This is a genomic window from Microbulbifer maximicatervae (SeqCode), assembly GCF_052467955.1.
This window is the reverse complement of record NZ_CP174329.1, coordinates 2,861,741-2,888,690: the sequence shown is the minus strand read 5'-3', so window position 1 is coordinate 2,888,690 and position 26,950 is coordinate 2,861,741. Positions and strand designations below refer to the sequence as shown.

The 26,950-nt window shown below is 47.6% G+C and carries 33 protein-coding genes; 9 read left to right on the top strand and 24 right to left on the bottom strand.

The features are described from left to right. The gene (locus ACJJI5_RS12415) at nt 1–567 is read left to right on the top strand and encodes a carboxymuconolactone decarboxylase family protein (protein WP_252081685.1); all 567 of its coding nucleotides are present in this window, start codon (nt 1–3) and stop codon (nt 565–567) included. A 239-nt stretch (nt 568–806) separates the two neighbouring features. Here the strand turns inward: ACJJI5_RS12415 and ACJJI5_RS12410 are convergent, their stop codons facing one another. After that, nucleotides 807–1,700 carry an enoyl-CoA hydratase/isomerase family protein gene (locus ACJJI5_RS12410; RefSeq protein WP_445354183.1) on the bottom strand — a complete coding sequence of 298 codons (894 nt, stop codon included), beginning with the start codon at nt 1,698–1,700 and terminating at the stop codon, nt 807–809. Nucleotides 1,701–1,991: 291 nt separating this feature from the next. Between ACJJI5_RS12410 and ACJJI5_RS12405 the strand changes: the two genes are divergently transcribed. From ACJJI5_RS12405 to ACJJI5_RS12390, 4 genes are all read left to right on the top strand, one after another. Next, nucleotides 1,992–3,404: a S41 family peptidase gene (locus ACJJI5_RS12405; RefSeq protein WP_445354182.1), complete on the top strand. Its 1,413-nt coding sequence runs from the start codon at nt 1,992–1,994 to the stop codon at nt 3,402–3,404. 206 nt (nt 3,405–3,610) lie between these two features. Next, nucleotides 3,611–4,039 carry a hypothetical protein gene (locus tag ACJJI5_RS12400; RefSeq protein ID WP_444908251.1) on the top strand — a complete coding sequence of 143 codons (429 nt, stop codon included), beginning with the start codon at nt 3,611–3,613 and terminating at the stop codon, nt 4,037–4,039. A 96-nt stretch (nt 4,040–4,135) separates the two neighbouring features. Then, nucleotides 4,136–4,534, top strand: a complete 399-nt coding sequence (locus ACJJI5_RS12395; protein WP_444908250.1) for a hypothetical protein — start codon at nt 4,136–4,138, stop codon at nt 4,532–4,534. A 54-nt stretch (nt 4,535–4,588) separates the two neighbouring features. Further along, nucleotides 4,589–4,990 (top strand): hypothetical protein, encoded by a 402-nt coding sequence (locus ACJJI5_RS12390; protein WP_444908249.1) that lies wholly within the window; start codon nt 4,589–4,591, stop codon nt 4,988–4,990. A 491-nt stretch (nt 4,991–5,481) separates the two neighbouring features. Here the strand turns inward: ACJJI5_RS12390 and ACJJI5_RS12385 are convergent, their stop codons facing one another. The 18 genes from ACJJI5_RS12385 to ACJJI5_RS12300 form a co-directional block, all read right to left on the bottom strand. Beyond that, nucleotides 5,482–5,610, bottom strand: a complete 129-nt coding sequence (locus ACJJI5_RS12385; protein WP_444957746.1) for a hypothetical protein — start codon at nt 5,608–5,610, stop codon at nt 5,482–5,484. After that, nucleotides 5,610–5,924 carry a hypothetical protein gene (locus ACJJI5_RS12380; RefSeq protein ID WP_445354181.1) on the bottom strand — a complete coding sequence of 105 codons (315 nt, stop codon included), beginning with the start codon at nt 5,922–5,924 and terminating at the stop codon, nt 5,610–5,612. Before ACJJI5_RS12380 ends, ACJJI5_RS12385 begins: the two co-directional genes overlap by 1 nt. Before the next feature lie 5 nt (nt 5,925–5,929). After that, nucleotides 5,930–6,283, bottom strand: coding sequence for a hypothetical protein (locus tag ACJJI5_RS12375; RefSeq protein WP_445354180.1), 354 nt, complete (start codon nt 6,281–6,283; stop codon nt 5,930–5,932). Beyond that, complete coding sequence (locus ACJJI5_RS12370) at nt 6,274–6,786, bottom strand: hypothetical protein (RefSeq protein WP_445354179.1); 513 nt, start codon at nt 6,784–6,786, stop codon at nt 6,274–6,276. Before ACJJI5_RS12370 ends, ACJJI5_RS12375 begins: the two co-directional genes overlap by 10 nt. Further along, the gene (locus tag ACJJI5_RS12365) at nt 6,783–8,402 is read right to left on the bottom strand and encodes a hypothetical protein (RefSeq protein ID WP_445354178.1); all 1,620 of its coding nucleotides are present in this window, start codon (nt 8,400–8,402) and stop codon (nt 6,783–6,785) included. The genes ACJJI5_RS12370 and ACJJI5_RS12365 overlap by 4 nt, the downstream gene beginning before the upstream one ends. Before the next feature lie 12 nt (nt 8,403–8,414). Beyond that, entirely contained in the window at nt 8,415–9,110 is a 696-nt protein-coding gene (locus ACJJI5_RS12360) for a hypothetical protein (protein ID WP_445354177.1), read from the bottom strand. Nucleotides 9,111–9,117: 7 nt separating this feature from the next. Then, nucleotides 9,118–9,345, bottom strand: a complete 228-nt coding sequence (locus tag ACJJI5_RS12355; RefSeq protein ID WP_445354176.1) for a hypothetical protein — start codon at nt 9,343–9,345, stop codon at nt 9,118–9,120. Further along, on the bottom strand, nt 9,342–9,638 hold the full coding sequence (locus ACJJI5_RS12350) for a hypothetical protein (protein ID WP_445354175.1): 297 nt from the start codon (nt 9,636–9,638) through the stop codon (nt 9,342–9,344). Before ACJJI5_RS12350 ends, ACJJI5_RS12355 begins: the two co-directional genes overlap by 4 nt. 9 nt (nt 9,639–9,647) lie before the next feature. Continuing rightward, entirely contained in the window at nt 9,648–10,493 is an 846-nt protein-coding gene (locus ACJJI5_RS12345) for a major capsid protein P2 (protein WP_445354174.1), read from the bottom strand. Nucleotides 10,494–10,835: 342 nt separating this feature from the next. After that, the gene (locus ACJJI5_RS12340) at nt 10,836–11,507 is read right to left on the bottom strand and encodes an ATP-binding protein (protein ID WP_445354173.1); all 672 of its coding nucleotides are present in this window, start codon (nt 11,505–11,507) and stop codon (nt 10,836–10,838) included. Then, complete coding sequence (locus ACJJI5_RS12335; RefSeq protein WP_445354172.1) at nt 11,497–11,922, bottom strand: hypothetical protein; 426 nt, start codon at nt 11,920–11,922, stop codon at nt 11,497–11,499. The genes ACJJI5_RS12340 and ACJJI5_RS12335 overlap by 11 nt, the downstream gene beginning before the upstream one ends. Beyond that, nucleotides 11,915–12,286 carry a hypothetical protein gene (locus ACJJI5_RS12330; RefSeq protein WP_445354171.1) on the bottom strand — a complete coding sequence of 124 codons (372 nt, stop codon included), beginning with the start codon at nt 12,284–12,286 and terminating at the stop codon, nt 11,915–11,917. Before ACJJI5_RS12330 ends, ACJJI5_RS12335 begins: the two co-directional genes overlap by 8 nt. A 34-nt stretch (nt 12,287–12,320) precedes the next feature. Continuing rightward, the gene (locus ACJJI5_RS12325; protein ID WP_445354170.1) at nt 12,321–12,530 is read right to left on the bottom strand and encodes a hypothetical protein; all 210 of its coding nucleotides are present in this window, start codon (nt 12,528–12,530) and stop codon (nt 12,321–12,323) included. Further along, on the bottom strand, nt 12,502–12,879 hold the full coding sequence (locus tag ACJJI5_RS12320) for a crAss001_48 related protein (RefSeq protein ID WP_445354169.1): 378 nt from the start codon (nt 12,877–12,879) through the stop codon (nt 12,502–12,504). Before ACJJI5_RS12320 ends, ACJJI5_RS12325 begins: the two co-directional genes overlap by 29 nt. Before the next feature lie 19 nt (nt 12,880–12,898). After that, entirely contained in the window at nt 12,899–14,728 is a 1,830-nt protein-coding gene (locus ACJJI5_RS12315) for a replication endonuclease (RefSeq protein WP_445354168.1), read from the bottom strand. A gap of 96 nt (nt 14,729–14,824) precedes the next feature. After that, nucleotides 14,825–15,007, bottom strand: coding sequence for a hypothetical protein (locus tag ACJJI5_RS12310; protein ID WP_445354167.1), 183 nt, complete (start codon nt 15,005–15,007; stop codon nt 14,825–14,827). Then, nucleotides 15,000–15,383: a hypothetical protein gene (locus tag ACJJI5_RS12305; protein WP_445354166.1), complete on the bottom strand. Its 384-nt coding sequence runs from the start codon at nt 15,381–15,383 to the stop codon at nt 15,000–15,002. Before ACJJI5_RS12305 ends, ACJJI5_RS12310 begins: the two co-directional genes overlap by 8 nt. Further along, entirely contained in the window at nt 15,380–15,730 is a 351-nt protein-coding gene (locus ACJJI5_RS12300; RefSeq protein WP_445354165.1) for a hypothetical protein, read from the bottom strand. The genes ACJJI5_RS12305 and ACJJI5_RS12300 overlap by 4 nt, the downstream gene beginning before the upstream one ends. Nucleotides 15,731–15,925: 195 nt before the next feature. Here ACJJI5_RS12300 and ACJJI5_RS12295 point away from each other — a divergent pair, with 195 nt between their 5' ends. The 3 genes from ACJJI5_RS12295 (at nt 15,926) to zigA (ending at nt 19,002) form a co-directional block, all read left to right on the top strand. Beyond that, complete coding sequence (locus tag ACJJI5_RS12295) at nt 15,926–16,300, top strand: hypothetical protein (RefSeq protein WP_445354164.1); 375 nt, start codon at nt 15,926–15,928, stop codon at nt 16,298–16,300. 121 nt (nt 16,301–16,421) lie between these two features. Beyond that, nucleotides 16,422–17,675: a tyrosine-type recombinase/integrase gene (locus tag ACJJI5_RS12290; RefSeq protein ID WP_444897380.1), complete on the top strand. Its 1,254-nt coding sequence runs from the start codon at nt 16,422–16,424 to the stop codon at nt 17,673–17,675. 121 nt (nt 17,676–17,796) lie between these two features. After that, a complete protein-coding gene (gene zigA, locus ACJJI5_RS12285; RefSeq protein WP_445354163.1) occupies nt 17,797–19,002 on the top strand; it encodes a zinc metallochaperone GTPase ZigA in 1,206 nt (401 codons plus the stop codon). Between the two features lie 100 nt (nt 19,003–19,102). Here the strand turns inward: zigA and ACJJI5_RS12280 are convergent, their stop codons facing one another. The 3 genes from ACJJI5_RS12280 to ACJJI5_RS12270 all read right to left on the bottom strand — a co-directional run bounded on the left by ACJJI5_RS12280 (nt 19,103) and on the right by ACJJI5_RS12270 (nt 24,226). Next, nucleotides 19,103–20,488 (bottom strand): S8 family peptidase, encoded by a 1,386-nt coding sequence (locus ACJJI5_RS12280; protein ID WP_413662043.1) that lies wholly within the window; start codon nt 20,486–20,488, stop codon nt 19,103–19,105. A 588-nt stretch (nt 20,489–21,076) separates the two neighbouring features. After that, nucleotides 21,077–23,122, bottom strand: coding sequence for a S8 family peptidase (locus ACJJI5_RS12275; RefSeq protein WP_444897382.1), 2,046 nt, complete (start codon nt 23,120–23,122; stop codon nt 21,077–21,079). Nucleotides 23,123–23,737: 615 nt separating this feature from the next. Further along, nucleotides 23,738–24,226, bottom strand: coding sequence for a hypothetical protein (locus tag ACJJI5_RS12270; protein WP_445354162.1), 489 nt, complete (start codon nt 24,224–24,226; stop codon nt 23,738–23,740). Between the two features lie 262 nt (nt 24,227–24,488). Between ACJJI5_RS12270 and ACJJI5_RS12265 the strand changes: the two genes are divergently transcribed. Then, a complete protein-coding gene (locus tag ACJJI5_RS12265; protein ID WP_444893931.1) occupies nt 24,489–25,022 on the top strand; it encodes a Dps family protein in 534 nt (177 codons plus the stop codon). Between the two features lie 120 nt (nt 25,023–25,142). On the opposite strand, the gene ACJJI5_RS12260 is transcribed toward ACJJI5_RS12265, so the two are convergent. Together ACJJI5_RS12260 and ACJJI5_RS12255 are read right to left on the bottom strand one after the other, a co-directional pair. After that, nucleotides 25,143–25,607 (bottom strand): GNAT family N-acetyltransferase, encoded by a 465-nt coding sequence (locus tag ACJJI5_RS12260; protein WP_445354161.1) that lies wholly within the window; start codon nt 25,605–25,607, stop codon nt 25,143–25,145. A 214-nt stretch (nt 25,608–25,821) separates the two neighbouring features. Then, entirely contained in the window at nt 25,822–26,808 is a 987-nt protein-coding gene (locus ACJJI5_RS12255; protein ID WP_445354160.1) for an LLM class flavin-dependent oxidoreductase, read from the bottom strand. Nucleotides 26,809–26,950 lie beyond the last annotated feature (142 nt).

Genomic DNA, 26,950 nt, shown 5'->3' with positions numbered 1-26,950 from the left:
ATGGTCAATTTTACACGTTACACAATTGAAACAGCACCAGAAGCCTCTAAGCCCACTCTAGAAGCCGCTAAAAAGAAAATGGGATTTGTACCCAATCTAATGGCAACCATGGCCGAATCACCTGTAATGGTAGAGAGCTACCTAACACTTATGGGATTATTTGATAAATCTCGCTTGAGTGAAACGGAGCGAGAGATAATCCTGATGACAAACAGCCGCCTAAACGGTTGCACCTACTGCATGGCTGCGCATACCGCCGTTTGCAAAATGGCCGGTGTAGATGAAAATGTCATCAAGGCGCTGCGTAGCGGCAAAACACTCGATGATCCTAAACTCGAAGCGCTCCGAGCATTCAGTGTCATTATCAATGAGAAACGTGGATGGGCCACAGAAGAGGAGGTTGAGGCGTTTCTTGCAGCAGGTTATACGAAAGAGACGGTTCTAGAGGTGATAGTTGGAACTAGTCTAAAAGTACTCTCGAATTACTCTACCCACAACCTGAATGTCAGTCTCGATGATGCGTTTTTGCCAATGGCTTGGAGTAAGGATATGGATTCGAATGATTGAGCGTAAAGGCAAATAAAAAACATGTATCCGATTCAAGCGTCTAATCAAGACTGAGCCTTGGGAAGAGGGCGCCTGTCCAGATCATAAAAGTGACGATAAGAACCCCACTGATTCACCAAAGTAATGAGGCCCATATAGCCACTATGGGCCTCTACTACATTGTCCGAGATATACTCGTGGTATCTAAGCCCCTAAACAATATATCCTCTTGAAGACAGCCTTCTTTTGGCTTGTCGCAATTACTCCATTTCGCTACGAACAATGCCGGGTGTTTTGGCTTGTCCTCGCACTCGGTCAGGATGATCGCGCTCGTTAAAGCGCCTCAAGCCTTCGGATAGCTCTGCTCTGGATTCAGAGTCGCTGAATAATCGGTTAAAGCACTCAGCCTCAATTCGTAGACCTTCATCAAGATCCTTTCCATAACCACGGATGGCAGCTTCTTTATCAGAGTGAATCGCTGGCTGGGGAAGGGTAGAGATATACTGTGCTAACTCAATGGCACGGTCTAATGCGGCTCCCTTTGGCACCACTTCGTTGGCCAATCCAATGCGATAAGCTTCTTCAGCATTAATAACTTTTCCCGTGATGATTAACTCCAGCGCTCGTCCCATACCAACAATACGCGGCAAACGCTGAGTACCACCATCAGCTAAGCCGATATTCCAACGACGACAGGTCATTCCAAAGGATGCGTGTTCTTCTACAATCCGCATATCGGCAAAACATGCCCACTCAAAGCCACCCGCATAAGCAATTCCATTAACTGCCGCAATGATAGGCTTATAGATATCGGTCCAGCGGGATGGACCTATAATCCCTGGAGCTTCACCTCGATTATGCCGGGCAATATCAGCCGGCTCTACAGGACATAAAACAGCCACATCAGGATCGGGGTGATTGGTGGGTTCGGTTGCAGCAAGATTGCTTTTCAAATCACCCCCTGCACAAAATGCAGAATCGCCAGCACCGGTGATTACCGCAACTTTTGCTCCGTCATCGGTACGAAAGCGATCGAAAGCATCCACCAGCTCACGGTGAGCGCGAGTACCAATACAGTTCTTAACCTCTGGACGGTTAAAAGTAACGATGGCTACAGGGCCAATTTGCTCGTATTTAATATGATGATATTCCATATCATAAGACCTTTATTATGTGGCGTCGAAGTAATATTTAAAACCTACCCTTGATACATCAAATGAGAATTTAATCCAGGTGCCGATTAAGAATGGATCAATATATACCGCAATAAGTTAGTACGAATGAACCTTTTTCAGATAATAAAACTTTATTTGCTACCACAATAAAATCTTGTACTTTTCATCCTGCAATGATTAGATGATTACACACCTATTCTAATATCCATTTCTTAAAACTATAGCATCAATTTAACCTTGCTCTAGGATGCGACAGGAAAGGCGGCGACCATGCACTTTAAAACAATAATTAATACTGCAGTTTTGACTTTTTTGGCTCTATCACAAAATGCTCTTTCAACATCTGTATCAGACTCGAAGACCTTACAAATTTCTGAGGAATGGAAATTTCAGACTAACAACGCTGCTCGCAATATTGTTTCAACATCAGAAGGGGCTTTGGCGCATATAGTAGCTCAAGCTGACAGCCAACTATTTATGACTCTTGATATTGATCCATCAATTTTCCATAAGGGGCCAACAGAATTAAAATTCAAAATCAAGGCGAATGAAGTCACTAAAACTGGCCACTTTATCGTTAAGGTTGAAGGCAATGGATCACCCCTTTATCTATACGAAATGAGAAATGATCCAGTTAGTGGAACTCACGATTGGCGCACAGTTTCCGTGAGCATCCCACGCCTTAGTAAAGCGACAAATGCAATAGTCGGTTATCTTATGTTTTCATCTGGAGAAGTGTGGCTGGGAGATGTGCAATTATTGCAAGATAAAACTGAGGCTGAATCGAACAAGTCTTACGACAAACTCAAAGAATATGCGCTTTCACTAATCAAAGATCACTACATTTTGCGCGACACGATCGATATTACAGAGTTCGAACAATTTGCAGACGACGTTTTTATGGGAATTCAAAACGATGATCAAGCAGATGCGGCTCTCACTGCATTATTTTCAAAACTCAATCATAAACATCTTACAATCTATAATCGGGCAGATACCTCCGCGTATGGAGAAACAAGACAACTGAAGAGTGAATTAAGTTTAGTTGGCAATAAAACTGCCTTAATTTCTCTCCCCAAGAAGTTTGGTTCTGAAACAGCTCAACAGGAGGAATTTGCCCGCACAAGCGCACTAATCGAGAAATATAGTGAAAACGGAGTACAGAATTGGATTATTGATTTGCGTGAACAACCAGGGGGCGATTTGATCAGGCTATTTAATCTTACAAGACAGTTCTTCTCAAATCAGCAGCTCTTCTCATACCAATTGGTTGACGGATCGGAAAGATTTTTCTGGCTAAAAAATGGTAGCGTTGAATTCGGAACCAGAAAGATGATGCAAGATTCTCTCAAGCCAGGGGATGATACCAACACCTACCACCGTCCCCTCTCAGAAGCAAAAGTAATTTTATTGGTAAGTGATTATATTGGTAGTGCAGCAGAGATGCTCGCCCAAGCTTTTTCAGATCGGGAAAACACTATTCTAATAGGATCAGAGACAGCCGGTTTAATGTCTACCAATAAGTTATTTGAATTTACAAACGGAACAAAAGTTGCGATTCCAATGGGGCAGTCAACCTCGATACGCGGCGAGCTGGTATATAAGGTGCAGCCCGATATCAATACAAATCCTGATGAAGCATTAAATGTAGCGCTAAAGTACCTAGAGGACAATCGACTGTAACCCCGTGTCAGATAATTCATAACGAAATAGGGTGGGCACAACCCACCCAAACACATGTGACTCAAGTGCAAAGTGGCTCATTTGAATTTAAGTGTGCATTGCAGAGGGCCACTTATCTACCGAGAGGAGCGAAAATTTGATGGTGTATGCGTTACCATTTGGGGCAAGCCTTAAAGCTGGAAAGGGCGAGTAATCGAGGATAATAAATGGATTCGGTTATTACATTTCCTGTAGTGTGCTTTTTAAATGGAAAAATTACAGTGCACACAAAGAGTAGCTTCAAAGCATTAGGGGCTCGTTTTTTGGACGAGCAGACATTTGTCACTCTGGAGAATCGGCGATCAAAAGCAAAAGATGGTTGGATACTTGACTCTAGCGGGAAGTTTGTACCTTTATCTCATAGCGGCAATTTGAGAGAATGGGCTCGTCCTATTTCCTTCCTCTGGAATGCAGTGTTGACTAAGTACCAAGCTAATATCGAGGGGGCTGTGAAGGTAGGCTTTGTACTGAAAGACTTAGATTCGATGTCCAAATCCTCGCCGGGAAAGCTTGGGATGGATTTCAAAAGATTTCTAAGTAAGTATGAGCCTGACCAGTATATTACTAGTGATATGCTGAAAGAGTGGCCCCTTTAGTTTGACATTTTCTTGTAAGCCTCACACGCCAGATATACTCTGTTATTATATTTTGCCTCCTCCAAAGAAGCTTCCTCTAAAGTCGGCAAGACCGAAATGATTCAAATCAAGACCAAAGTTGATGATGGTCCAGGTTCTGTGAGGCTTTGTAGTACGTGCGCAGGGACAGGCATTGATCAACAATGGAGAGTTTGCGACGGATGTGCAGGAGCTGGAATTTTGGTAGATAATCCAGCCATGTCTGATTTGCAGCTAACGATATTTGCTAACGAAGTTCAGCCGCACCGGCAGTACCTCGCGAGCATAAACACCGACCTGGTTAACCAGGACCCAAAACAAACGGAGAGTGTCATGGCAGCAACCAGGCATTCCCACAGCAAGGGGACACGTGAATATCGGAAAAAAAACCGCCAAGAAAAAGTGGACTGCCAAGTAAAGCACTTAATCAGTATTCATAAAAGTCCGTTATTAATCAATAAGTTATCACAACCTTGATCAACTAAAGCTCTTCGCCGCACAAATTTTAACCGATCGGCTAGGATAATAACAATGAATTACAAATTAGGTTTCCGTTGGACTCTAATTACCCTAAATTTGGCAATGGTCTCATGGTTTGGCTTTTCTCAAGCCGGCACTGGTTATATTGATGAAAGTGGGCATTTAGATGTTATCTACATATTAATTAGATCACTGGCGGTCATTTTATTGTCTTTCACTGCCTCGGTTGTAATTGTTCGATCACGAGGAAAAGGTATAGCTATATCAATTATTACCTCTTTAATTTTTGGGGTGCTCCTTTTATGGTCGGGCTTGGTTACTAACTCGATGTCAGAATATGGCGGTAGCAGCGGTTTACTTTATGGAATTACAATCTTTTTGGTAGGGTTTACTCTAGCGTTGTTTTTTTGCTCAGTTGTATATGTTGGCTCAGCTAAGGTGATCAATAGGTAATTCTCTTGCACAAAAGGGGCCGAACGGTAATTTTTCTCCAGTGCCAGGAACCTATTTTGATGAAAATGGTGACCCAATTACCGTTGGAGTAGGGCCGTTGGTAATACAGTCAGCGTAGATAGTACGACAGCCTATAATTTTAATTCTAATACCTGAACGTTAATAATCCTGTGGCTACAGGCTCATTAGTTGGACGTCCAAAAAATTCAAACCTAGGCTCCACCAGGAGCCCCATTATTTCCGATATTTGTGAATATCGGAATAAATAGAACATCTGTCCTAGTACCAATTTCAGACCTGTCAAGAGCCTAATTTCAAACTGAGCCTAATAACCTACATATACGCGCCAATTGAGCCATATTTCCCACAAATGGTTTAAATATTAGCCAGTTTTAAGAACAAAAAAATATATGGTGTTTTTTCTCACAAAATGCGAAAAAACCTAATTTTTGGCTCAAAATGAAAAATATCTGTGCACCGATCCGAGATGGTCAGTCGAAAACTTTACTCATTAGCCTGTCAATATCGCGGCGCATAGCAGCTAAGTCCGCTTTAATTCCTGCCCAGGCTGCACCAGCTCCAAACGCCGCAGAAACGAAACTCCCCAAATCAAATTCCATTATTTTTTCTTCCACTGAAACAACTTATTAATCCCAAATACCGCGAACGATATCGACATAAATCCGCCTATGTACCAACCAGGCAATTCAGCAGCTGCTGTGAGTCCCTGAAGCGCACTTTCTCGTATTCCAGGCATAAACTGTGCAATAAACGGATAAGACCAAACGAGGACTAAGAACTCATCCGACCACCCTGGTATACCATTAGCAACACGGGCAACTTTTGCCTCCTCGCGTATTTGCTCCAGCTTCTGGCGACCCTGTAACCAATCCTTGAAACCACCACCCACCAAAGAAGCAATTAGCCCCCACATTTTATTCAGCCTCTCCATGCTTCATATGTGGCACCGGTATAACCAGCAATACTCGCGCCCTGTTCTGATGTGTCGATTCCGTCAGGTGTTCCGCCATCCAGGCCCCAGACTTGCCGCGCGTAATGATCTGACTCGTTAAATGGGTTGATTAAATCCCAAAACGCAAAATATTTATCAAAACCAGACTGTAAGCGCCCCTCGCCAACTAGGTTTTGCGCAGCTTGGTTAATTACGTTATCCGGGTTCACAGGGTTAACAGCGTCAACTATTTGCTTCCGTTTAAACCATATCCAGGCAAGCAAGACCAAAACTAGAACAACTAGCAGCATGATTCCATCAACACGAATTTTTACACCCATGCTGCTGTTACTCCGTAGTAGTTGCCATTAATACGAGACCAAGACGCATGACCGTTATCTATTGGGCGCACATCACCATGCAACATAAAACCGGGCTGCGTGTCTGTATAAACTCCAACACCTGTAAACCCTACGGCCACGGCTACTTGATATGCGCGAGCAAGCTGCTTAGGCGTATTGATATATCGGCCTGATGCAGTCATAGGAAAGAAGTCAACCGCCCTAACCTCTCCCCATTTGTCTATATTGTGTTGGCTTGTACCGTCTTCGCCATCATGCCGACCTAGCGCACCATCCGCATCAGAGATAACAACCGGAGCGCCCCATTTCTCACGAAATGAATCTATTCGCAGCAATAACTCTGCCGACATAAAGGGATACCAAACCCCGAACTCTGAAGGCTTGAAATATTTTAATTCTGGTCGCGTCACCGTGCGCCCTCCAATGGTTACCAATGCTGCGCCTGCAAGTGCTGTCATCGCAATCACGACTAAGCGCATCACCCGAATAGCTCCGGTAAAATTGCAAGGGTATAATCTCCATTTAAAAAAGATACTTTATCGTCACCTATACCCTTTTTATAAAAAGAATTAGTCCCGGTATCGTAAGTAACTTTTATACGTCCCGTATCGTTAATCAACTTAGTAACATAATCCAGATAATTGCCAGGAGGTGTTTTCTGGAGCATGGCACCCAGGAACATTTTAATAATATTCCCATATATTAAATTACCAGACTTATAAGGTATGGCGAGGATACGCTCTTTGGGGTAGTAATAGAGCTTTGTCGAATCATCAGCACCGGGATCTTTTATCGAAATTAGCCCGTAAATACCACCCATAAAATTAGTGGTTATTCTAACTTCGCTACCGTAAAAAACGCACCTGTAATACCCATTATTCGACGGAACAAAAAAAGACGCATTAACTGTTCCATGAGGACTGTACTGCCAGGAATAATGTTCATCGTTAATTTCTATACCTAAATTGGTATCAATAACGAAATAGTTATAATCACTATCCCCATTTTGCACGCGGATTACAGCATGGCCAACATCGTCAATAAATCCGTATTTTGTATAACCCTCCCCGTTCGTATGGGTGGCTAGCTTGCCTATATTCCTATGCCTCACTTTTCTAGTGTGTGGATTAAAAGAAACTAAATACTTATCATGATCTGCGCCCTGATCTGGGCCGGAATCGCCAGGGCCGGTAGAGTACCACTGTTCATTATTCGGCATTATTCCGTGATATTCCCCGTTAGAATAACCTAGTGCAATATCAAAGAGTAATTCACTAGCGCTACTAAAGGGGGTTTTATTCCCATCTTCAGGGTTAAAAATAAAGGTGCTATAAACCTCGACGACCATGCTCGCCAAATGAGATTTACAAATTTTACCATTATACGAAAACCACAAAGTACCGTTGGCGGCAATGTGCAATCCATGCAAAACTCTATAGCTGTGGTTATGCCACGTCTCGTCGTCGTTATGTTCTAGCTCTAAAATAGTACCGTCAGCATTGCGCCAAGGAATTATTTCCGTAGGGACCGTTAAAGCTGCGTCCGGTGTTTTTTGCAGTCCTTCGCCCAACTCATATCTAGCAAGTCCGGCATGGGTTAACACATAGCAATTTATGCCGTGAAAATAAGCCCCACGAATGTCGGGGCACTCATTGGTGACAGTAGTATTATCCTGATAATAGGGGTTATCGGGATCAGCAAACCAGTACTCGTCGTTTTCCAGCATAATGGTTTTGGTGAATTCCGCTGGCAAAGTAGCGCTAGTTCCAAATACTGTATTGACATAGGGGGATATATTCATCTCTCCCGAGACAATCACTTTCTCATAGTCACCAACTCCAACGACAAAAGTCACAAGCTGATCAATGTTTGTCGTGTTTTGAACTTCAAACTCAGAAAAGGCCGGCAGTTCAGGATTATCTAGCTCCCTATCTAAGCGACGCTTCTCACCCGGGTCCATTGTCACAGAATCCCCATTTAAGACCACTCTCACCGGGTAATCTGCGGATCGCAAAAAAATAAAGTCCCCTGGAGACTGTACGTTAACCGTGCTATTTGCCTTTAGAAAAATTGGCTTATCACCATGAGAACCAGACACGGCATCCTCCCCCTAAAATAGTTTCTTTAATACAGGTGACAGAACCCAGAGCCCTACCACAATTGCTAAATACAAAATAGTTTTTTGCGAAAGCTGGCCCGCTTCACTGGTATTTGCTTGGTTGTAAGCCGTTTGTGTTGTTTCAAGCGAGCGTTGTGTTAACTGCGCAAAAGTTTCAGCACTGTCGACAATCTGGTCGATTGTTTCTGAAGCGTTTGCATTAATCTGTTCGATTGTTTGAGAAAGAGCATTCTGCGAAAACCCAATAGTTTCAGAGGCCAATCCATGGACTGTATCCAATGAATCAAATCCCATTTGCAAACTATCGCGCCCCACCCCTAGCGCCTCGGATGACAGCCCTGTTGCCATACTAAAGACATCGGAAGCAACTCCCAGCCCTTCAACCCCTAGGTCAGCGCCAATTTGCAAACCATCTCTACCAACAGCTAGCGCCTCAACACCTAAACCTGCCCCTTGCTCAAGAGCATCGGCCCCAAAATCGAAAGCACCCATTGCGAGCTGCTGAGCACTAGCCATTGCACCGTAGTCAGTGCTATTTACAGTAACACTACCGGAAACATCACCAGTGATACCCACCGAGCCCTCTGACAAGTCCAGCTCGCTATAGCGATTATCAACGGTTGTCGTTGTGTAATCATTGGTAACATTGTTATTTGTTGTTTTCTTTTTACTGTCAAAGAAACCCATGGCGCCCTCACTTTTTCATCTTTAAAAGCAAGAAAACCACCAGTACAACAGAGAGAAGAAATATAGGTGATGTAAAAATTTTTTCGGCTGCGCGGCCAGCTATATGAGGGTTAGACCCGGCCCCAATATTTTTAATTCCTGTACTACTGGTCGCTGCTGTTGATGATTGGTCAGTAACCCCGGAGGAACCAGAGAAACCACCTCCCCCCGTTGATAGCAAGGCCGCAGGATTCATGTAATACGCCCCACAATCCAAACGATTAACAGCAACAGAATAGTTCCCTGTAAAACCGTTTTACTCATAGTGATTCCCGCAAAAGTGATAGTGCCACTCTCTGCGGGAGGCACTGGCCCCACTGTCTGCGGCTGAGCAACTGCCGCTTGATCCGGCAACGCCGCCGCTGTACCTGACACACCGTCATTCGGAGTTTCCGGCACTGGCGAAACCCCTAACTTGGCCATCTCTTTTTTTTCGTAGATGTCGAGCCCTGTAGACACGACATCCCCAAAAATATCTCCCCAAGACATAAGCGCCCCCTAGCGTTGCAATACGCCGTGATACTCCTGCAGCGCAGTAATTGTCATTGCGCCAGTAACATCCAGGCGATAGCGGAAATCAAAACGGCCCGCTAGAGGTATATTCGCGGCACCGTAGCCCTTTTCTGAGGTATCAATGATCCAGGCCCCAGACTGCGGCACCCTGCCCGCATCACCTTCGAACTGTATGCGCTCATTGAGTGCGGTCGTTCTCTTGAAGATGCGCACATTGTCCGCCAGGATTTCTACCTCGTTAATTTGATTGGCGGTTGGTAAAAATGTAATCCGATTTAGCAATAGCGAATCAGAGCGGCCATAGTTAAAATCTGAAATTTCAAACTCCCCACTACCTGCTGGCGAACGCGTGGATTTAATCATGTAGGGGATAATTCCGGGACCCCCCTCAATTGAATCCGACTGCTCCGCGGTCAAATCAAATTTCGGCGCAGTGGCATCGCTTGAAATATCAATCTCCAAGGTAAACGCCGCAATTCTATTGCCCCCTGAATCCGACACGCCTGTATTGATCGCGGTCAGCTCCTCTTGGTCGCGATTTTTCAGGCCAGCGCGATCAAACGGAATTCGAAGAATCCCTGCCGATGCAGGCAGCCCCATATATTGATTTAGCAAGTCGCGCTCTGTGCCGCTGAAACGCTGAACAACCAAACCGTTGAGCTTTACGCGAAATTCGGTCATTTGCGCTAAGGTTACACCGCTAAACTCTAAATACAGATCATGATAGCGCGCACCCGTCGGAAGCTTGAATAGCGCCTGAGTTCCAGGCGCCCCACCCTCAGCCCCAGGCATAGGCAGTGAAAAACGATTCTTGGCAAGAATATTGCTCATTCGGAGACTCTCCCGAGTAGTCCAGTTAATGCAGCTGATTTATTTCAGCGGGTTTTTTGTAGCCGGAACGAATTTGTTGATCGCGGCAATTACAACCAAAGTAATTAACACGGTCATCATTCGATTTTTACTGAACATTTTCAGTTTCCTCAGTTTTGCTAGATATGAATTGATCGCGTAGCCATGCCACGATAAGAGCGGCAACAACGGCAATGACGATTTGCTTGATTACGCTGTTCATAGGTTGCGAAACAAATCACTCCACTAGCAAAAAAACAAGGCGCAGCAGCAATGAGAAAACACCACCGGCCTATAGGCCGAAAATAACCGGCCACAGAGGGACTACAATGAAACCGTTCCCGATACTGGGTTAAATTTTCCGAGTTGTGCGGGCTCAGGTCCGGGCTTTTTCAGCCAGTAATTACACGCTTTCCCGGGCTCGTTAGCCGGCGTTTGTGCTAGTTGGTCAGGTGACACAGAAAGCAGACCCGATAAGTATTTTCGCTCGGCGTCCGTTTCTAGTGTCCCGCAGAATTTGTAGGGCGACATGGACAGAATTGACTTATCAATTTCTGCTGGACGCTGGCTCACACTGTGAATCACTCCGCCGTACTTGCGAGACTTCCGAGAAAGCTGCCCCCAGGTGCCCCGCGCCTTGCCGCTTCCGGTCACGTCCGCCAACTCCTCAACGATGCCGCCTGTTAAGTAGTTACCATCAAGCGCAGCCCAGAATACAGCACAGAAGAATTCAAAGGACTCTTCATTGATTTGATCCGGTACAAATGCGATACGGTCGCGGCTGCGTTTGGCTATAGATTGCATTACCGCGTTTTTAAATTGCCCGGGGCTGCTGAAATGCTGCGCTTGGTGGTCGCGGTCCGGATCCCAAAGTAGAACCCTTTGGAATTCACTGAAGTGCCCGAGCCTTCGAAGAAATGAACTTTTGCCGGAACCAGTGCCCCCGCATAGAAACATATGGCGCGCGGGTAGCGCCGTATTGGGATTAATCGCCACTGGCTTGGCCCTCACTTTGGGCCAGCTGCGCGGCCTCCTGCTTTTTCTTTTCCTCTGCCATCTTTGCGCGCTCAGTCATCAAGCGCGGAACCAGGGCAACACCCATACACAACGCGAATGCGGTACCAGGGCCGCCGCCCTGCGGCATGTAGTGATCCATAAGAGCGCCGCCAGTTTTTGCCAGCTGCTCGGTCTCCGTCTCAGTCAGCCGCCAGTGCTCGCCGCGCCTATCGGCCAGCATCCCAAAGACCAGGGCCAGTAAGGCCCCTGTTAGCTGCTCGCCGGAAATTGCAGGCGTCGCTATAGGTTCGCCGCTTTCGTTGTAGGTGGTGCTACCAGGGGGCTCTGAGCCTATAGGTATTTGCGCAAACTGGCGGGCTTGCTCCGGAGGCATTTGTGGGGCTTGCTCAGTCATCATCATCCTCCGCCAATAGGCCAGCCAGCCAACCGCGTTTTTTCGGTTCTGGCTGCTGTTCACCTATAGGTGTTTGTGGAGACTCTGACGGGGGCGCCGGCTCATTTGAAGCCGGCGTTTGGCCTATAGGTGCCGGTTCTTGCCCGGTTTGACCTATAGGCCGAATATTCGATTGGATGTACTGCTGACCGTTAGGCCCGAGACACTGAATAGTGCCACAGCGCATTGTGTTACTACCTGCACTCTCGTAGCAGCGATAATACAGCCGGCCTTTTTTTGAGCCGGTTCTTTGTTCGTGAACTGTGGCCTGATCATTTCCGCACAGAGCGCAGTTGATCATGCCAATCATTGCTGATTTAGCCATAACTGGGCGTCTCCCGACGAGCCGAAACTATGAATTAGTTAAACTGGTTTTCTAGCTGGCCGATTCGCTCCTCCAGTGCATCCAGCCGATCTAATTGAGACGCGGCCTGTTCCAGCACAGAGCGCGCGCCCTTCAAATCAGTCCCGCCTGGCAGTAGCATTTTTACTGCGGCTGGAATCTCTACGGATTCGATCGACTGCGCAAGCTCGCGCAGCTTATCGCCCGGTTGTTGTTCGATGCTCAATTGCTCCCCCTTCTTTCAGTTTGTTCAGGTTCCTACGTTGGCTAAGTAAATAGCGGTATTGGTTCATTGCTCCAAGCTGCATTTGAAGTAGCTCTTTTTCAGCTACGTCCAGGGTTTCGAACTTTTCGGAGTCCTTAAACTCCTCCAGTCTTAGTATTCGCCCCTGCAGTTCTTCCAGCTCCTGCTGCATACGCAAGACGAAATCAGGCTCCGGCTTAGGGGCTGGGGGTATTTCTGCTTGCGCCGGGCGTGCAGGTGCAGCCGGCCGCTCCGGTACTGGGCGAGGGTTGACGGTGCCCTCTCTTGCCTTTTTTACAGATTGCTGCTGCTTCACGTTCCTTCGTCTCATTGTCACCCCTTGGTTACAGTTATTGACACAAGTCCGAGCGGACACGGCTGCGCCGGTCCGTTGCTTTCTTCTCTGCTTCCGCCCACCGCATTGCGGCGGAAATTTGAATCTCGATACGCTCATCTAGCGACTTTTGATCCATAGTTAGCCCCGGCATTAGTCGGGCTCTATGTGTGCTGCCCCCTTCGGGCAGCTCGCGAACTTGGCCACCACAGCGGCGAATATTCCAAACATGCTGACGCGTGGAAATTACCCGGCCTGTATTGCGCATCACCACGCCCAGCAGGCGCTTAACTTCATCGCCGTAACGAGAGCAAACACCGTGATCGTATTGATTAAGCGGTATTTCTTTTTTGTCTTTGATTGACGGCGGCTCCTGCTCAAAATGGAAAGCGCGTAAGGCCATACCTTCGCGGGTCATCGTTGGGCCGCCCATGAGTTCTACAAAGGTTCGCCAGTCGCCAGCATCACAGGCCGCGCGAATTGCTTCGACTTCCTCCGGTTCCCAGTCTTCCAGGGGCTTGCGACGGCGGCGCAGTTCGCGCCAGACAGTCACACTGACTGCGCCGATCTGCTGGAACTGCCTGATACCCCAGAGAGACGCCCAAGCTCGAGCCCTACCGGCACCATCACTGCCGGGCCGCTCTGCCTCTTCGTCAACGTCCACTCCTTCGGCGTCAATGTTTTTTGAAATGTACTTAGCGATGTATCCAGTCGCGGAGCGCTCCGGATCGATCACCTCGCGGTCAGCTCGGCGCTGTTCCGCCCCTTTCTCGTCGCCATCCTCGCGCAATGCTTCAGCGCGAAATATTGTCCACGCGGTTTCCGCATCCTCCGGAGAGAAGAACAGCAACATATGCCAATGAGGCGTACCATCGTGGTGCGGCTCCGCTACACGGAAACCAAACGCGCGGATTTCTAACTTATTCCAGCGAGCCCGGATTTTTTGCCATACCCCAGACAAATAGCGCTGCACCTGATCCGGCGAAGCACCGTTATATTTCGGATTAATAGGCCCGTGATGTAAGCGTGCGTGATAGGAACTAGGCGCGGTCAGAGTCAGGAAAAGCCCGGTCAAACCTAGCTCCTTGGCAATATCCTCATAGCCACGCAGGCGAACCATCAGCTCATGGCGACGGTTCACCGGATTAGACACACTTCCCTCTTGAGCCTCCGCAAGACTGACGGACTCACCCAGCTCGTTTACCGCTTCCATACTCTCTAAAAGAGCGCGGTTGCGGTGCTGTGACTTCTGCCAGCGCTGATAAGCCCAATCGCTGACATAGGGCTGCAATCGCTTTTGCACCCTACCGGCATTGCGCAGTACAGACTCAACCTGGCGGCCCAATTTCTTGCGCAATTGGCGACGCCACCAGCGGGCATCACAAGCGCGGAGAATTGCCCGGTTAATTACGTCGTCCAGCTTTTCCCGCGTCCAGCTATGAGGGATTTCGTCAGGTACCGGCCACTCAATACCGTGGGCGCGCACATGCTCCTCAATTTCATCCCCCAGAGAATCCAAATCACCGCCGCTCTCCCCCTGCAACTGACTGCAATACTCTGCCGCTGTTTCAGCTAAGGCCCGGATATCTTCGTCCTCCATAGTGGCGGATGCGGTGGCGTCTAAGTTGATCGCCAGCGGCGAATAAACCGGCGCGGCCAGTGCCTCGCCAGCGATCCGCAAATTTTTGTTGGCTTGCACATAGCCACGTTCTCGGCAATCCCGCGCATACATTGCAACGAGGTCTGATACTACTGGCTTGTGCTGACTGATAACTGAATCCCGCCACCGCCAAATTTCCGGCGGCATGCGGTTGTTGAACTGTTCTAATGCTGTGATCTTTTCCACGGACTACCGCCTCAATCCCCGGCAGGCACACAAGCAGGACCAAAATAAAACCCAACCCCCTGTTACTTCGTCCCCGCACTGTGTTCCTCCATAAACTTATTTTCCCAATGGCTTTGCAGCCCGTAAGCCGTAATGCAGTGCTTGCAGGGCTTCCTCCGCAGAGCTAAGGCTTACCGGGCGACGGTCACGCACAGCCTTTGTCACCGCAAGAAGGCGCTCATATTCGGAGCGATCGAAAATTAGCTGAACGCACAGAAGCCCGTCTTTTTGCTCACTCATGGGAACCCCCGGCATTACTGCGAATCTCCCCCAGCTCCTTTAGGGCATTTCTAATTTGGTTTTGCAGAAGGTTGATTGAAGCCGCCACATATTGCGTGCGGTAGTGATCATCCATGTGAGAGCGAACACCATGATCTACAGCGGCAACATCTCGGCGAGTACGGGCAAAATGCTTTTGCAACGCCTCAGCCTTTTTGCCCATATCGCGCAGATTCACATCAAGCGCGTCTAGTGAATTCAGCAAAAATTGCATTTTCTGCCGATCGTTTAAATGACTGCGGTTACCGTGACGAACCGAGGCCAAAACCTTTTCTATATCGCGAACAGTTTTGCGTGCAACTCGGCTTGGATCGACGCTCTTACGGGCAGCGCTCATGCGGCCACCCCCTTAGTCATCGCCATAACATCGACTTGGGTACCCAAGCAGCGCGGGCACTCGATAGGCAGGCTCGCGCCGATATTTCCACCGCTGCCACGCTTTAACGGTTTTAGTAATTTATCGTCCGGAGAGAAGGCGAACAGATCGCCGGAGAGAAGAAGCCACCCCGCCCCTTTACAGGTTGGGCACGGGTGCTTTTTTGAAGATTCACTATGCTGGGTACTTTCGATTCGCTCGTCTATACCTTGACTCAAGGCGTTTAAGTAAGCGGCGACTGGGCGTTGCCCTACTCGATTCAGATTTGATTCAACTAACCCCAGCGATAATGTTTTATTGGGTTGCATAAGCAGTTCCTTGCTTGCTGTATTGTGTCGGCCCGCTGTTCGACACGCCCCGCCGGTACTCCTTGGCGGGGCTACTCAACAGCGAGCAATAACACTGTATACAAGCGAAGAAACCCTATACAAGTCGCCTGAGGCTAATTGCGGACTTGTATAAAACCTATAATGACAAAACGATCTAAGGAGAGAGCGACAATCATGCTGAGTACCATCGACATTTTGGCCAGGATGAAAGAGCGCTTAGGCAGCTATTACAAAGTGGCCCAGGAGCTAGGTGTACATCCGAATCGCGTTAATCAAATGCGCCACCACGGAGGCAAACTTACTTTTGAACAGGGATTGATTGCGGCTAAATTTTTAGGGGTTTCTGATGAATCCATTATCTTAAGCCTTGCCGCTGAAAGGTCGCGCAACACCCCCTCTTTCGAAAACCTCGCACGCCTCGCCGCCAAGCACACAACGAATTTTGGCGCGCTCGCGAGCGTTTTTGCGCTAGCCATTTTGGCCAGCGGTGAATTATTAACCAACCCTACGGTTTCGAGCCTCACAGAGTCCCTCACCCAAATGGCGTAAGTTGTTGATTTTATACGGAAAATTGCGAAGAAATATCCGATATCAAATGAATATCGGATATTTTATAAATGCCCGTTTTTCCGTATAATTTGCCGCATTCCAACAACAACTCCATATTTCTATGTCTGCTTCCAACCGGCCACCAGCACCAATCATCGACAACCTGAGCAATCTTGAGAATCCATTCCGCTGCACCAGCTTTTCAGCTAGCCGTTATCTCAGCAAGCAGATTCCTGGTGCTAATACCGATCTGGAGTTCACGCTTAAGTTTCTTTACAGCTACAACGGTAGCCAGGCAACGTTTAACAGCTACCGCCGTGAACTTGAGCGCTTGCTGCAATGGGCGTGGCGCATTGAAGAAGCTTCAATAATGACTCTGAAGCGCGAACACATTGAGGAGTTTGTGCAGTTTTGCATTGAGCCGCCAATTGCCTGGATCGGAACTAAGAATGTTGCCAGATTCAAAACACAAAATGGCGAGCGCGTTGTGAATGCCGATTGGCGGCCATTCGTAGTCAGTGTATCCAAAGTTGAGTTTCGTGCTGGCAAGACGGCTTCCCCCAAGGAGTTCCGGCCATCCCAGGCAGCGATCAAATGCATCTTTACTGCATTGTCGTCTTTCTTCGATTTTCTCTATCAAGAAGGCCTGGTTCCAGCCAATCCTGTGGCACTGATTCGCCAGAAAAGTAAGTTTGTTCGACGTGAGCAACAAAGCCAGGTTGTACGTCGAATCAGCAACTTGCAGTGGGATTATGTCCTGGAGACTGCTGAGATCATGGCCGAGACATCACCAACTGATCACGAGCGAACTTTATTCATTATGAACGCCCTATTCGCTATGTATTTGCGAATCTCTGAGTTGGTTGCGGATGAAAGATCGGCACCAGTTATGGGTGATTTCAAGAAAGATCGCGACGGAAACTGGTGGTTTCACGTTACGGGCAAAGGTAACAAAGGCCGGGCGATCACTGTTTGCGACCAAATGTTGAAGGCCTTGAAGCGCTACAGAAATTATTTGCAGCTCCCTGCTCTGCCCAGCATTAATGAGCAGACACCTCTGGTGCACAAGTCCCGTGGCAAGGGACCGGTTACCAGTACCCGACAGGTTCGCCTGATTGTTCAAAACTGCTTTGATTCTGCCCACCAACGGATGGTTGAAGAAGGCTTAGGGGAAGATGCTGAAGATCTTAAGGCTGCCACTGTGCACTGGCTCCGCCATACGGGTATTTCTGAAGATGTGAAGTACCGCCCCCGCGAGCATGTGCGCGATGATGCGGGCCATGCAAGTATGGCTACGACCGATCGCTACATTGATTCCGATATGCGGGAGCGGCATGAAAGTGGGCGGAGTAAGCGGGTAAAGGAGGAGCGGTAATACTACCGCCCTACCCTCATGTAAATGAAATAGCTTGACCCATAAAAGATACGATATATCATTGCGCACAATCTGATTAACCTAGTACACATGGATGAATACTCAGAGTGTGGAGAGACTAATGGCACATACAAACAAACTCCCAGTCACCGTCCTTTCAGGTTTTCTAGGTGCCGGTAAAACTACCGTACTTAGCCACATACTGAACAATCGCGAAGGCAAAAAAGTTGCTGTAATCGTCAATGACATGAGTGAAATCAATATTGATTCGACGAAAGTACAGAGCGAAGTTTCTCTTAACCGTAGTGAGGAGAAGCTTGTTGAAATGAGTAATGGCTGTATTTGCTGCACTCTGCGGGAAGACCTTCTGGAGGAAGTCACTAAGCTTGCGCAGGAAGGACGGTTTGATTATCTCGTTATTGAATCAACAGGGATTTCTGAACCCTTACCCGTTGCAGAAACCTTCACTTTTGCCGACGAAAATGGTGTTTCTCTCTCTGATGTTGCCAGTTTGGACACAATGGTGACGGTGGTCGATGCAGTCAATTTTTTAAAGGACTATGACGAGGCCGTATTTTTACAGGATGCTGGTGAATCATTAGGTGAAGACGACGAACGCAGTGTAACTGATTTGCTGATCGACCAGGTCGAGTTCGCAGATGTCATTCTGATCAGTAAAACAGATTTAGCTGGCCCTTCTGATGTTGAGCGCCTAGAGGCCATTCTGCGAACTCTAAATACGCAGGCAAAAATAGTTCCGGTCTCTCAAGGGCAAGTCGATATTGACGAGGTTCTAAGTACCGGCTTATTTAACTTCGAGCGCGCGCAGCAAGCACCTGGTTGGCTTAAAGAGATGCGAGGTGAACATATTCCTGAAACGGAAGAGTATGGCATTAGCAGTTTCAGCTACGAAGCACGTAGACCCTTCCATCCAGAAAAATTTCATCAATTTCTGCACAATACTGAGAGGCACGGCAAGTTAATTCGTTCCAAAGGGTATTTTTGGCTGGCGTCCCGCCCTGAGTTTGCAGGCGAATGGAGTCAAGCGGGAGGCATTGCCCACTATGGTTTCGCTGGGATGTTCTGGAAAGCTATACCCAAAGAAAACTGGCCCACAGACGAAAATTATCGCAGCTCCATTGAAAAACAATGGGTAGAACCCTTTGGTGATATGCGGCAAGAACTAGTATTTATTGGCCAGAGTTTGAATCAAACCAGCATGACAAAAGCGCTTGATGACTGCCTGCTAAGCGAGGACGAAGTGCTACGAGGCAAAGAATACTGGGCGACATTGAATGATCCATTTCCCGCATGGGAACAAGGATGAATATTAACCTCACCCCTGTACTTGGCTAGATCCTTTAGTGGGAAAGTGTAAAAGACCGACGAAATGTCGGTCTTTTATTAAGCTAGCGCCTTTCGACAGTTCAATTCTCTATAGCGGCCTCAACGGCTGCCGCCGCATCAACAATGCCTGACCCACAGCGCCGACATGAGCCTGTAAAACTTCGGGCTGTACTGGTGAGAATGGATTCAACCTCATCTGGTGTAACATCGGGCTTGACTGAATATATAAGTGCGGCTGTACCGGCAACATGTGGAGCGGCCATGCTGGTGCCGGCGTAGTAAGCGAAGCTATCACTACCGGGAGTTCGCGCGCCGCTGTTTAATGTAGAGAGAACGCCATCGGATTCCACCGAGTTAGTTTCACCTCCGGGGGCAGCGACATCGACCACATTGCCGTAGTTGGAGTAGTAAGCAAGTCCTCCGGAGCGGTTGGTCGCGGATACTGTAATGACTCCTGAACAGTTAGCCGGCGAAAACCAGAAGGCATTCCGCCCAGAGTTACCTGCGGCAACAACAACTGTGGCGCCCAGGCTACGGGCTGTATTGATGGCACTTTGAGTTGTGCTTCCACAGAGGCCAAAGCCCCCCAGGCTCAAGTTCAACACTTGAGCCGGAGTTTCATTGGCTGGTGCACCACTAACCGAGCCGCCAGCGCTCCAGACAATGCCATCAGCAATATCAGATGTGTAACCGCCGCAGCGGCCGAGTACTCGAACGGGGAGCACTTTTGCTTTATGGGCTATCCCAGCGATACCCATATTGTTGTTGGTGACGGCAGCAATGGTGCCGGCCACATGAGTGCCATGCCAGCTGCTATCAAATTCGGGATACAGTGGGTTTCCGCAGTAACTATCGGTATACCAATCCCCGGGATCACTGGCATCACTATCACGGCCATCCCCATCTACAGCGATATCGGAATCCGAAATCATGTCGTAACCAGGCAGCAAGTTGTCCATGAGGTCTGTGTGAGCGAGATAACCGGTATCAATAACTGCTACTACCACGCCCTCCCCCTGAGTTATATCCCAGGCTGCGGGCAAATTCAGTCCACCATCAGCTTCAAAGTAGTGCCACTGGTCGTAATAGCTGGGGTCATTAGGGACCGCCATAGGGTGCATCATCAAGTCGGGCTCAGCGTACTCAATATTGGGGTCTTGTTTTAGGCGGTTGATTATCAGGTTGATCTCGGCTTGGCTTTTTCGGCTCCCCAGGTGCATGACTTGTGCACCCGTCGCCATGCGCCGCAAGTGGCGCAAGTTGTGGCCCGCACGGCGAGAGGCTTTCTCCACAGTTTCCTGAGTCATGCTCGCTGACCGTCCGATCGTGGAATCCTGCTTGTATTTCACAATGATCCGGTCAGTTGTTGGGGAACTACTTAGGTTATCCATTTGGGTGGCGAAGGAGCCTGTACATAGAAGTGAAAACACACCTGCTAGAGTGGATTTTTTCAACAGTGACTTCATTATTGTTATCTCTCCATGATGATTTAGCCGACGGGGTGTAACATCCTAACCATTAGTACCACTGTCCCTGTGGTGACAGGGCACGTTAGGCTTTACGCAAGATATATGCCTGAGCAAGTCATGGCTGGATATCGAGACAAAATTAGTACCAGTGTTTCAATTTTGCCCACAGGGATAGTAGTGGCAACCGATGTATCCTTCTTAGGTGATTGTCGGCCTCTTTCTATTCTTGTGACAGCCTCCACCTAAACAAACTTATTTATCTGTCTTTGCACCGATATAGAGATAACTAAGGGCTTTCCAATCACTGTGCACAGAAAGGCTGCAAAATACCGTTCGAAAATTTATCAACTTTAAAGAAAAGGCTGGAGCTTGAAGGTAATTCACTCTGATAAAACGAACTTTAATCGAACAGTGGAAATGATCATCACAGAATTGGTGATATTGCCGGCGATATCACTAGGAAAGGATTCTGCAGAGATCAACGTGTTAAATGAAAGTGCCAGTCAGCTTAACTGACTGGCATTATTTGAGTAGAACAGCTATCTACCCACCCCACAGGAACCTGTCGAGTGGGAGTTAGCCCATTTACTCAGTACTAGCACTCAGAGAAACGCCAGAGTAGTCAGAGTAACCGCGGATACTGATATACCAGGTACCTGCGCCTGGATTGCTGATGCTGCAGCTTTCATCATTACCCCACTCGTAAGGGCGACAATCGTAGGCTGTGCGGGTGGGCTCTTGGCCGAAACGAACATAGAGATCTGCATCCCCACTGCCACCAGACATTACGGCGCTCAGCGTTGAAGCTCCGCTATCAACCTCAATAGTGAAATGCTGCCAGCCGTTGCGGGAACCACTAAGATTTGTCTCTTCCCAGCTGTCACTACCGCCACCGCCGCCACCACCTGCGGTATAGCTGCCCACGAGACTTACGTTAGAGAAGGAGCTATATCCACGTACCATGACGTGATAGGTTCCTCCCTGTACGTTATCGATATCACAAGTTTCATTATTGCCTGAAGTATAGGGGCGGCAGTCATAGGTACTGGTTGTGGGGGCGCTGCCATGGCGAACGTAGAGGTCAGCATCGCCGCTTCCACCGGACATTACAAAAGACAAGTCTGTAGCGTTGTTAGGCACTTCTAGGGTGAAGTTAATTTCATCACCACTGTTACCCTCGATACCAGTCTCAGCAACACCATTTTCAAGTTCACCGCCGTCGTTACCGCCACCACCGCCGCCACCATTGGCCGAGGCTACGGCCGCTGCTGCATCGACAATACCTGAGCCACAGCTGCTGCAAGAAGCCGGGAAGCTCCGTGCGGTACTGGTGAGGATTGATTCAACTTCATCTGGGGTCAAGGTAGGGTCTACAGAGTAGAGCAATGCTGCGGCACCGGCCACATGAGGCGCCGCCATACTGGTGCCCTGGATGTAATAGTAACTATCACTGCCTGGGTCAGTAGCACCATTGTTATAGGTAGAGAGGACGCCGTCGGAGTCATTGGCGAAGCTCTGTGCTCCGCCCGGCGCTGCAACATCTACTACATTGCCGTAGTTAGAGTAGTAAGCACGACCGCCACTGCGATTAGTCGCAGCCACTGAGATCACCCCATCACAACTGGCAGGAGTAAATTGGCTTGCATTAGCATTGCTATTGCCAGCAGCTACAACAACCGTCGCACCGAGACTGCGAGCAGTATCGATGGCATTTTGTGTAGTAGTACCACAGCTTCCGCTGCCGCCAAGGCTGAGATTGAGTACGTCGGCGGGATTCGCATTGGCTGGCAGTCCACTGACAGAACCACCAGCACCCCAAATGATGCCGTCAGCAATATCTGACGTATAGCCACCACAACGGCCGAGCACACGGACAGGAACAATCTTGGCCTCATAGGCAACACCTGCGATACCAAGATTATTGTTGGTAACGCCAGCGATAGTGCCGGCAACATGGGTACCGTGCCAGCTACTGTTGCTTGAGGAGCTATCTCCACAAGTACCAGAGCTATACCAATCACCCGGATCGGTGGCATCGCTATCGCGACCATCGCCATCTACGGAAACGAAGGTATCGTCGATCATGTCGTAGCCCGGCAAAATGTTGGCTGCCAGGTCTGCATGGGGTCGATAACCAGTATCGAGTACCGCGACCACAGCCCCGTTACCCGCAGTGGTATCCCAGGCTGATGGAAGGTTCAAGCCACCTGTAGATTCATAGTAGTGCCACTGATTGAGGTAACTTGGGTCATTAGGTACAGCCACTGCTTTCAAGATCAGATCTGGTTCTGCATACTCCACATCCGGGTCTTGCCTCAGGCGATCGATAATTGCGTTTACTTCAGCTCTATTTTTTCGACCTTCCAGGCGCATTACCTGAGCGCCAGTAGCTATGCGGCGCAGATGGTGCATTTTATGGCCAGCGCGACGGGAAGCTTTTTCCACAGTTTCCTGAGCCATAGTAGCGGCCCGTCCAACTTTAGCGCTTTCTTTGTACTTAACGATGATGCGATCAGTTAGCAGCTTGTTATCCGCTTCTTCCGCATAGGCACCAAAAGGCGCAGTGCATAGCAATGAGAATGCACTTGCTAAAGCCGTCTTTTGTAAAAGAAATTTTAAAGATAATTTCATTATTGTGGTTTCTCCGAAGTTATATTTATTCCAATACCAAGAAATTATTCGATATCGGTTACTCCTAAACCGCCCCGCTTTGGCTAAATAAATTCTATAAAGGGAAAGCCCAAAAACTGCTGAATTTAGGATCATTTAGTTAGCTTGAGCGAAATTGGTACCATTGTTTCAACTTGGTACAAATGTATAACGACTCGGAAATTGTTGTCCTCAATGGAGATCTCGAAACTCATGTGGACTGCGATGACAAGTTTTAAATCTCTACAAAAAACTTTGGTAATAAATATTTTTCCGCAAAAAAGTGTGGAATGGTTCACGAGAGACACAGCCAAAGAGGATTAACAGATCACTTATGACAAAAAATACGGCCTTATCTCTTAAGTATAAGGCGATGTTATATCACATCAAAAATATTTTATTTAAGTATGACTTTTAATGATTGGTAAGTTAATTCAATGAGGGATGGGCGCTCTTGCGAGCATGAAAGAAAAGAAAAAATCTACTACTTTAATCGACACTAGTTATCAGCCACTTACTTGAGCTAACCATTCACCGCCTGACAAATCAGCAGAAAATCTAATCCCTCCGAATTGTATAGCTGCTATATCTTGGTCTTTATAGGTGTTCTTTCGCTAGTGAAATTAAACGATCACACCTGGCTATAGCTTTATAGGCATAGGCCTCTTTGCTGTCACGAGAGCTATCAAGCTCAGAGAGAACACTCTTTTTAAGAGCAGTAGCAACTTCAATCGCAAGAGCATACTTTTGGTGGTTTAAGCAGTGCCGACAAAAAATTGTTTCAAGCGTATCTTCGCTATCAATGCTTAAATACCCCAAGTCGCGCACATCCTTGTGAAGACCTTGAATAACTTCAAAAGGTAAGCCTTTATCTGAGAGCAATAAGAATTTCATTTCAGCGATACGCCGCTTTGTTTCTAATACTAAATCTTGATATTCTTGAATATGCGGGGTATGTGTGCGTTCAACCTTGTCAAACTCAGTAACTATCTCATCATAACCAAGGTCTTTTACCTTTAGATATGCTTCCGTCAAAAGATTGCACAATCCTCTGGATAACTCCTCCTTACTGAAGCTGCTGACCATTTAGAAATTCTCCGTAGTTGCATTACCTATCGTATGAGCCTTTGAAAAAATCAGATTAATCCGCTTTATATCTCAAACAGACTCCTCCATATACGCTTGAGATATATCAACCAGTATAAGACTGATGAAAAAAATATTGTGCTGGTTCTCTCTGGCTTCCAACCCTTTATGAATGGCTAGTCGCCATATAGGTGTCTAATCTAGTGCCATGGAGACACCGACTGCCACACCTGTCCCTTTGTCATAACTTATGAGGTTTGATATGAGAAAAGCAACTGGAGAAGCGGTAGGCACACAATCCAGGCTAGCCGCCCCGTCTGATTTAAGTGAGAGTGCGAGGGCCAGTATTTCTATCGCCGTTAATACCCTGCTGGCAGATACTTTCAGCCTATATATGAAGACCAAGAACTTTCACTGGCATGTTAGCGGCCCCCACTTCAGGGACTATCATTTGCTTTTCGATGATCAAGCCGATGAAGTATTTGAGATGACCGATGCACTGGCGGAGCGCGTGCGCAAACTAGGAGGCACTACACTTCGCTCCATTGGCCATATCGCCAAGCTACAACGATCTTCAGATAATGATGCCGAGTATGTAGATCCGCAAGATATGTTGTTAGAGCTAGGCGAAGACAATCGGGAAATGATTGCAAGTATGCGTAAAGTCCACGAACTTTGTGATGAGCATAGAGATATTGCTACCGCAAGCTTGCTGGAAGAGTATATTGATCAGGCAGAAAAGCGGTCATGGTTTTTGTTTGAGGCTAGTCGCAGCTCTGGTTTGACACACCACTGAGCCCTTTGGCTCAAGCTTGATCTGGCAGACAGCGCTACTTTTAGAATTACCCTGTCAGATCAAACTCAACCAATACGACTTTCATTTTCCAAAGCGACCTCTTCCTTTTCAGGTTAAGAGCTACAGCTCCAGCTTCAACCTCTCCCCGACCGAATTCTCAAGGAAACCTTCTCGGAGGTAAAAATCAATTGTTCGTTGCCAGTTTTCTCTTTCCGGAGTACTAACTTCCAGCCGTGGCCAGCCCTCTTCCTTTGCAAAACTGATCACCTCATCCAAAAGAGCCTTGCCAATAAACTGTGAACGGAACTCTGGTTCAACATAAAGCTCCTCGATTACCCCGTAGTTGCCACCGGCATAAATAGCGGCAGACCTTGATAGGGTAATAACGCCCACTGGAGCTCCATCGGCATAATATAGGAAAGCATAAAATCCATTTTCTTGTGAAAGTAGCTTCTTAGCCGTTACTGCCATGACCTCTGGATCGATGTTGCGCTTATGACCGACAAGAGCTTGTAGCAATTTTGTTACCAGTCCTGCTACCTCACTACTCTGCTTCGCCCCGGCCTTTACAATCGGACCCACCATAAACTATCCCTTCCCTTTAACTTATTTACATTTTTGCCCAATCAAAATGTGATCACATTTTGAATTTATCAGTAATTTTGACTAGCAACAAGCTGGGTTTGTAGGAAGGAAAGCGTACAACTCTCTATTGAATAGCGCTTAAGTAGAGGGGATGAGCCCCTTAATCAGGGGCCGGTTTATTGAGATCTTGATCCCAGCGCTTATAGATCGCCTCTTAAATGTCTCCTAAATATTCGAGACTACGTAAAGCAACAGACCAATCCAAACCACCAAATCGATTGATAAATGCCATATGTTCAACACCAATACCTTGATAACGAGCAATCATTTGTTGAACTTCCGCTGGAGTACCAAAAAGCCCTGTTCCCTTATCACGCATACAGTTGTATATCCCCGAAGCATCTGAGACCTTGTTACCGGAAAGATAAGAAATCACTCGGGCCAATGCAGGCTCTACTGAATACCTCACGTCCTTTTCCGATTCCCCCACCTGGGAGAAGATGGTAACCACAGTTTCCGCATGGTCCTTACCAAAGCCGCCATCAGCCAATCCCTGACGATGCCGCTCAATTCGCACAGCGATTACATCAATATTCTCGGTTGAAGGCGCAACAATTGTTATCAGGCCATATCCCGACCTTCCAATTTCATATGCACTTTCGGGGTTATTGCTCGCGATGTAAATTGGGGGAGAAGGCTTTTGCACAGGAGATATATTTAAGGACTCAACTCCTCTATGGCCCTCCAAAGCCAGCTTCCAACGCTTTTGAATCTCAGCTAGGTTACCCTTAAATCTCTCCCCTCTGCTTGAAAAGTCATACCCCATTCCGTCCGACTCCAGAAGTTGCCCACCTGTACCCACTCCCATGTTGAGGCGCCCTGCAGACAAAATATCTAACATGGCATAGTCCTCTGCCACCTGAATCGGATTCCTTAAGGGTAAGATAGAAACTCCCGAACCTAGGCGTATCTTTTCAGTCAGTTGGGAAAGCGCTGAAAGGAAAACAGCAGGGTTAGGAATATGTCCCAGGTGCTGGAAGTGATGCTCTGCACACCAAACACTATTGAAGCCAGCTCTTTCAGACAGCACCGTATGTTCTATGCAGTGCTTCATCAACAAACTGGGATATTTTTCGACCTCCGGATGATAGTCCAAAAGCCAGAATAGTGACTTCTTAATATTGCTAATTGAGTGACCCATAACCAAAAACATCTCTCGCTGATTGCTAAAGCCCAGAACTTTGAACCCTGCATCTATAGACGAGTCAACAGCAAATAAATGACCATATATTCGCCATATACACAAACCTACGGTAAGTGTTATTTTCATTAACACAAAAGAA

Coding starts and splice junctions, on each gene's coding strand:
- ACJJI5_RS12415 (WP_252081685.1), top strand. CDS start 1: ATGGTCAATTTTACACGTTACACAATTGAAACAGCACCAGAAGCCTCT.
- ACJJI5_RS12410 (WP_445354183.1), bottom strand. CDS start 1,700: ATGGAATATCATCATATTAAATACGAGCAAATTGGCCCTGTAGCCATC.
- ACJJI5_RS12405 (WP_445354182.1), top strand. CDS start 1,992: ATGCACTTTAAAACAATAATTAATACTGCAGTTTTGACTTTTTTGGCT.
- ACJJI5_RS12400 (WP_444908251.1), top strand. CDS start 3,611: ATGGATTCGGTTATTACATTTCCTGTAGTGTGCTTTTTAAATGGAAAA.
- ACJJI5_RS12395 (WP_444908250.1), top strand. CDS start 4,136: ATGATTCAAATCAAGACCAAAGTTGATGATGGTCCAGGTTCTGTGAGG.
- ACJJI5_RS12390 (WP_444908249.1), top strand. CDS start 4,589: ATGAATTACAAATTAGGTTTCCGTTGGACTCTAATTACCCTAAATTTG.
- ACJJI5_RS12385 (WP_444957746.1), bottom strand. CDS start 5,610: ATGGAATTTGATTTGGGGAGTTTCGTTTCTGCGGCGTTTGGAGCTGGT.
- ACJJI5_RS12380 (WP_445354181.1), bottom strand. CDS start 5,924: ATGTGGGGGCTAATTGCTTCTTTGGTGGGTGGTGGTTTCAAGGATTGG.
- ACJJI5_RS12375 (WP_445354180.1), bottom strand. CDS start 6,283: ATGGGTGTAAAAATTCGTGTTGATGGAATCATGCTGCTAGTTGTTCTA.
- ACJJI5_RS12360 (WP_445354177.1), bottom strand. CDS start 9,110: ATGGGTTTCTTTGACAGTAAAAAGAAAACAACAAATAACAATGTTACC.
- ACJJI5_RS12355 (WP_445354176.1), bottom strand. CDS start 9,345: ATGAATCCTGCGGCCTTGCTATCAACGGGGGGAGGTGGTTTCTCTGGT.
- ACJJI5_RS12350 (WP_445354175.1), bottom strand. CDS start 9,638: ATGTCTTGGGGAGATATTTTTGGGGATGTCGTGTCTACAGGGCTCGAC.
- ACJJI5_RS12345 (WP_445354174.1), bottom strand. CDS start 10,493: ATGAGCAATATTCTTGCCAAGAATCGTTTTTCACTGCCTATGCCTGGG.
- ACJJI5_RS12335 (WP_445354172.1), bottom strand. CDS start 11,922: ATGACTGAGCAAGCCCCACAAATGCCTCCGGAGCAAGCCCGCCAGTTT.
- ACJJI5_RS12330 (WP_445354171.1), bottom strand. CDS start 12,286: ATGGCTAAATCAGCAATGATTGGCATGATCAACTGCGCTCTGTGCGGA.
- ACJJI5_RS12320 (WP_445354169.1), bottom strand. CDS start 12,879: ATGAGACGAAGGAACGTGAAGCAGCAGCAATCTGTAAAAAAGGCAAGA.
- ACJJI5_RS12310 (WP_445354167.1), bottom strand. CDS start 15,007: ATGAGTGAGCAAAAAGACGGGCTTCTGTGCGTTCAGCTAATTTTCGAT.
- ACJJI5_RS12305 (WP_445354166.1), bottom strand. CDS start 15,383: ATGAGCGCTGCCCGTAAGAGCGTCGATCCAAGCCGAGTTGCACGCAAA.
- ACJJI5_RS12300 (WP_445354165.1), bottom strand. CDS start 15,730: ATGCAACCCAATAAAACATTATCGCTGGGGTTAGTTGAATCAAATCTG.
- ACJJI5_RS12295 (WP_445354164.1), top strand. CDS start 15,926: ATGCTGAGTACCATCGACATTTTGGCCAGGATGAAAGAGCGCTTAGGC.
- ACJJI5_RS12290 (WP_444897380.1), top strand. CDS start 16,422: ATGTCTGCTTCCAACCGGCCACCAGCACCAATCATCGACAACCTGAGC.
- zigA (WP_445354163.1), top strand. CDS start 17,797: ATGGCACATACAAACAAACTCCCAGTCACCGTCCTTTCAGGTTTTCTA.
- ACJJI5_RS12280 (WP_413662043.1), bottom strand. CDS start 20,488: ATGAAGTCACTGTTGAAAAAATCCACTCTAGCAGGTGTGTTTTCACTT.
- ACJJI5_RS12275 (WP_444897382.1), bottom strand. CDS start 23,122: ATGAAATTATCTTTAAAATTTCTTTTACAAAAGACGGCTTTAGCAAGT.
- ACJJI5_RS12270 (WP_445354162.1), bottom strand. CDS start 24,226: ATGGTCAGCAGCTTCAGTAAGGAGGAGTTATCCAGAGGATTGTGCAAT.
- ACJJI5_RS12265 (WP_444893931.1), top strand. CDS start 24,489: ATGAGAAAAGCAACTGGAGAAGCGGTAGGCACACAATCCAGGCTAGCC.
- ACJJI5_RS12260 (WP_445354161.1), bottom strand. CDS start 25,607: ATGGTGGGTCCGATTGTAAAGGCCGGGGCGAAGCAGAGTAGTGAGGTA.
- ACJJI5_RS12255 (WP_445354160.1), bottom strand. CDS start 26,808: ATGGGTCACTCAATTAGCAATATTAAGAAGTCACTATTCTGGCTTTTG.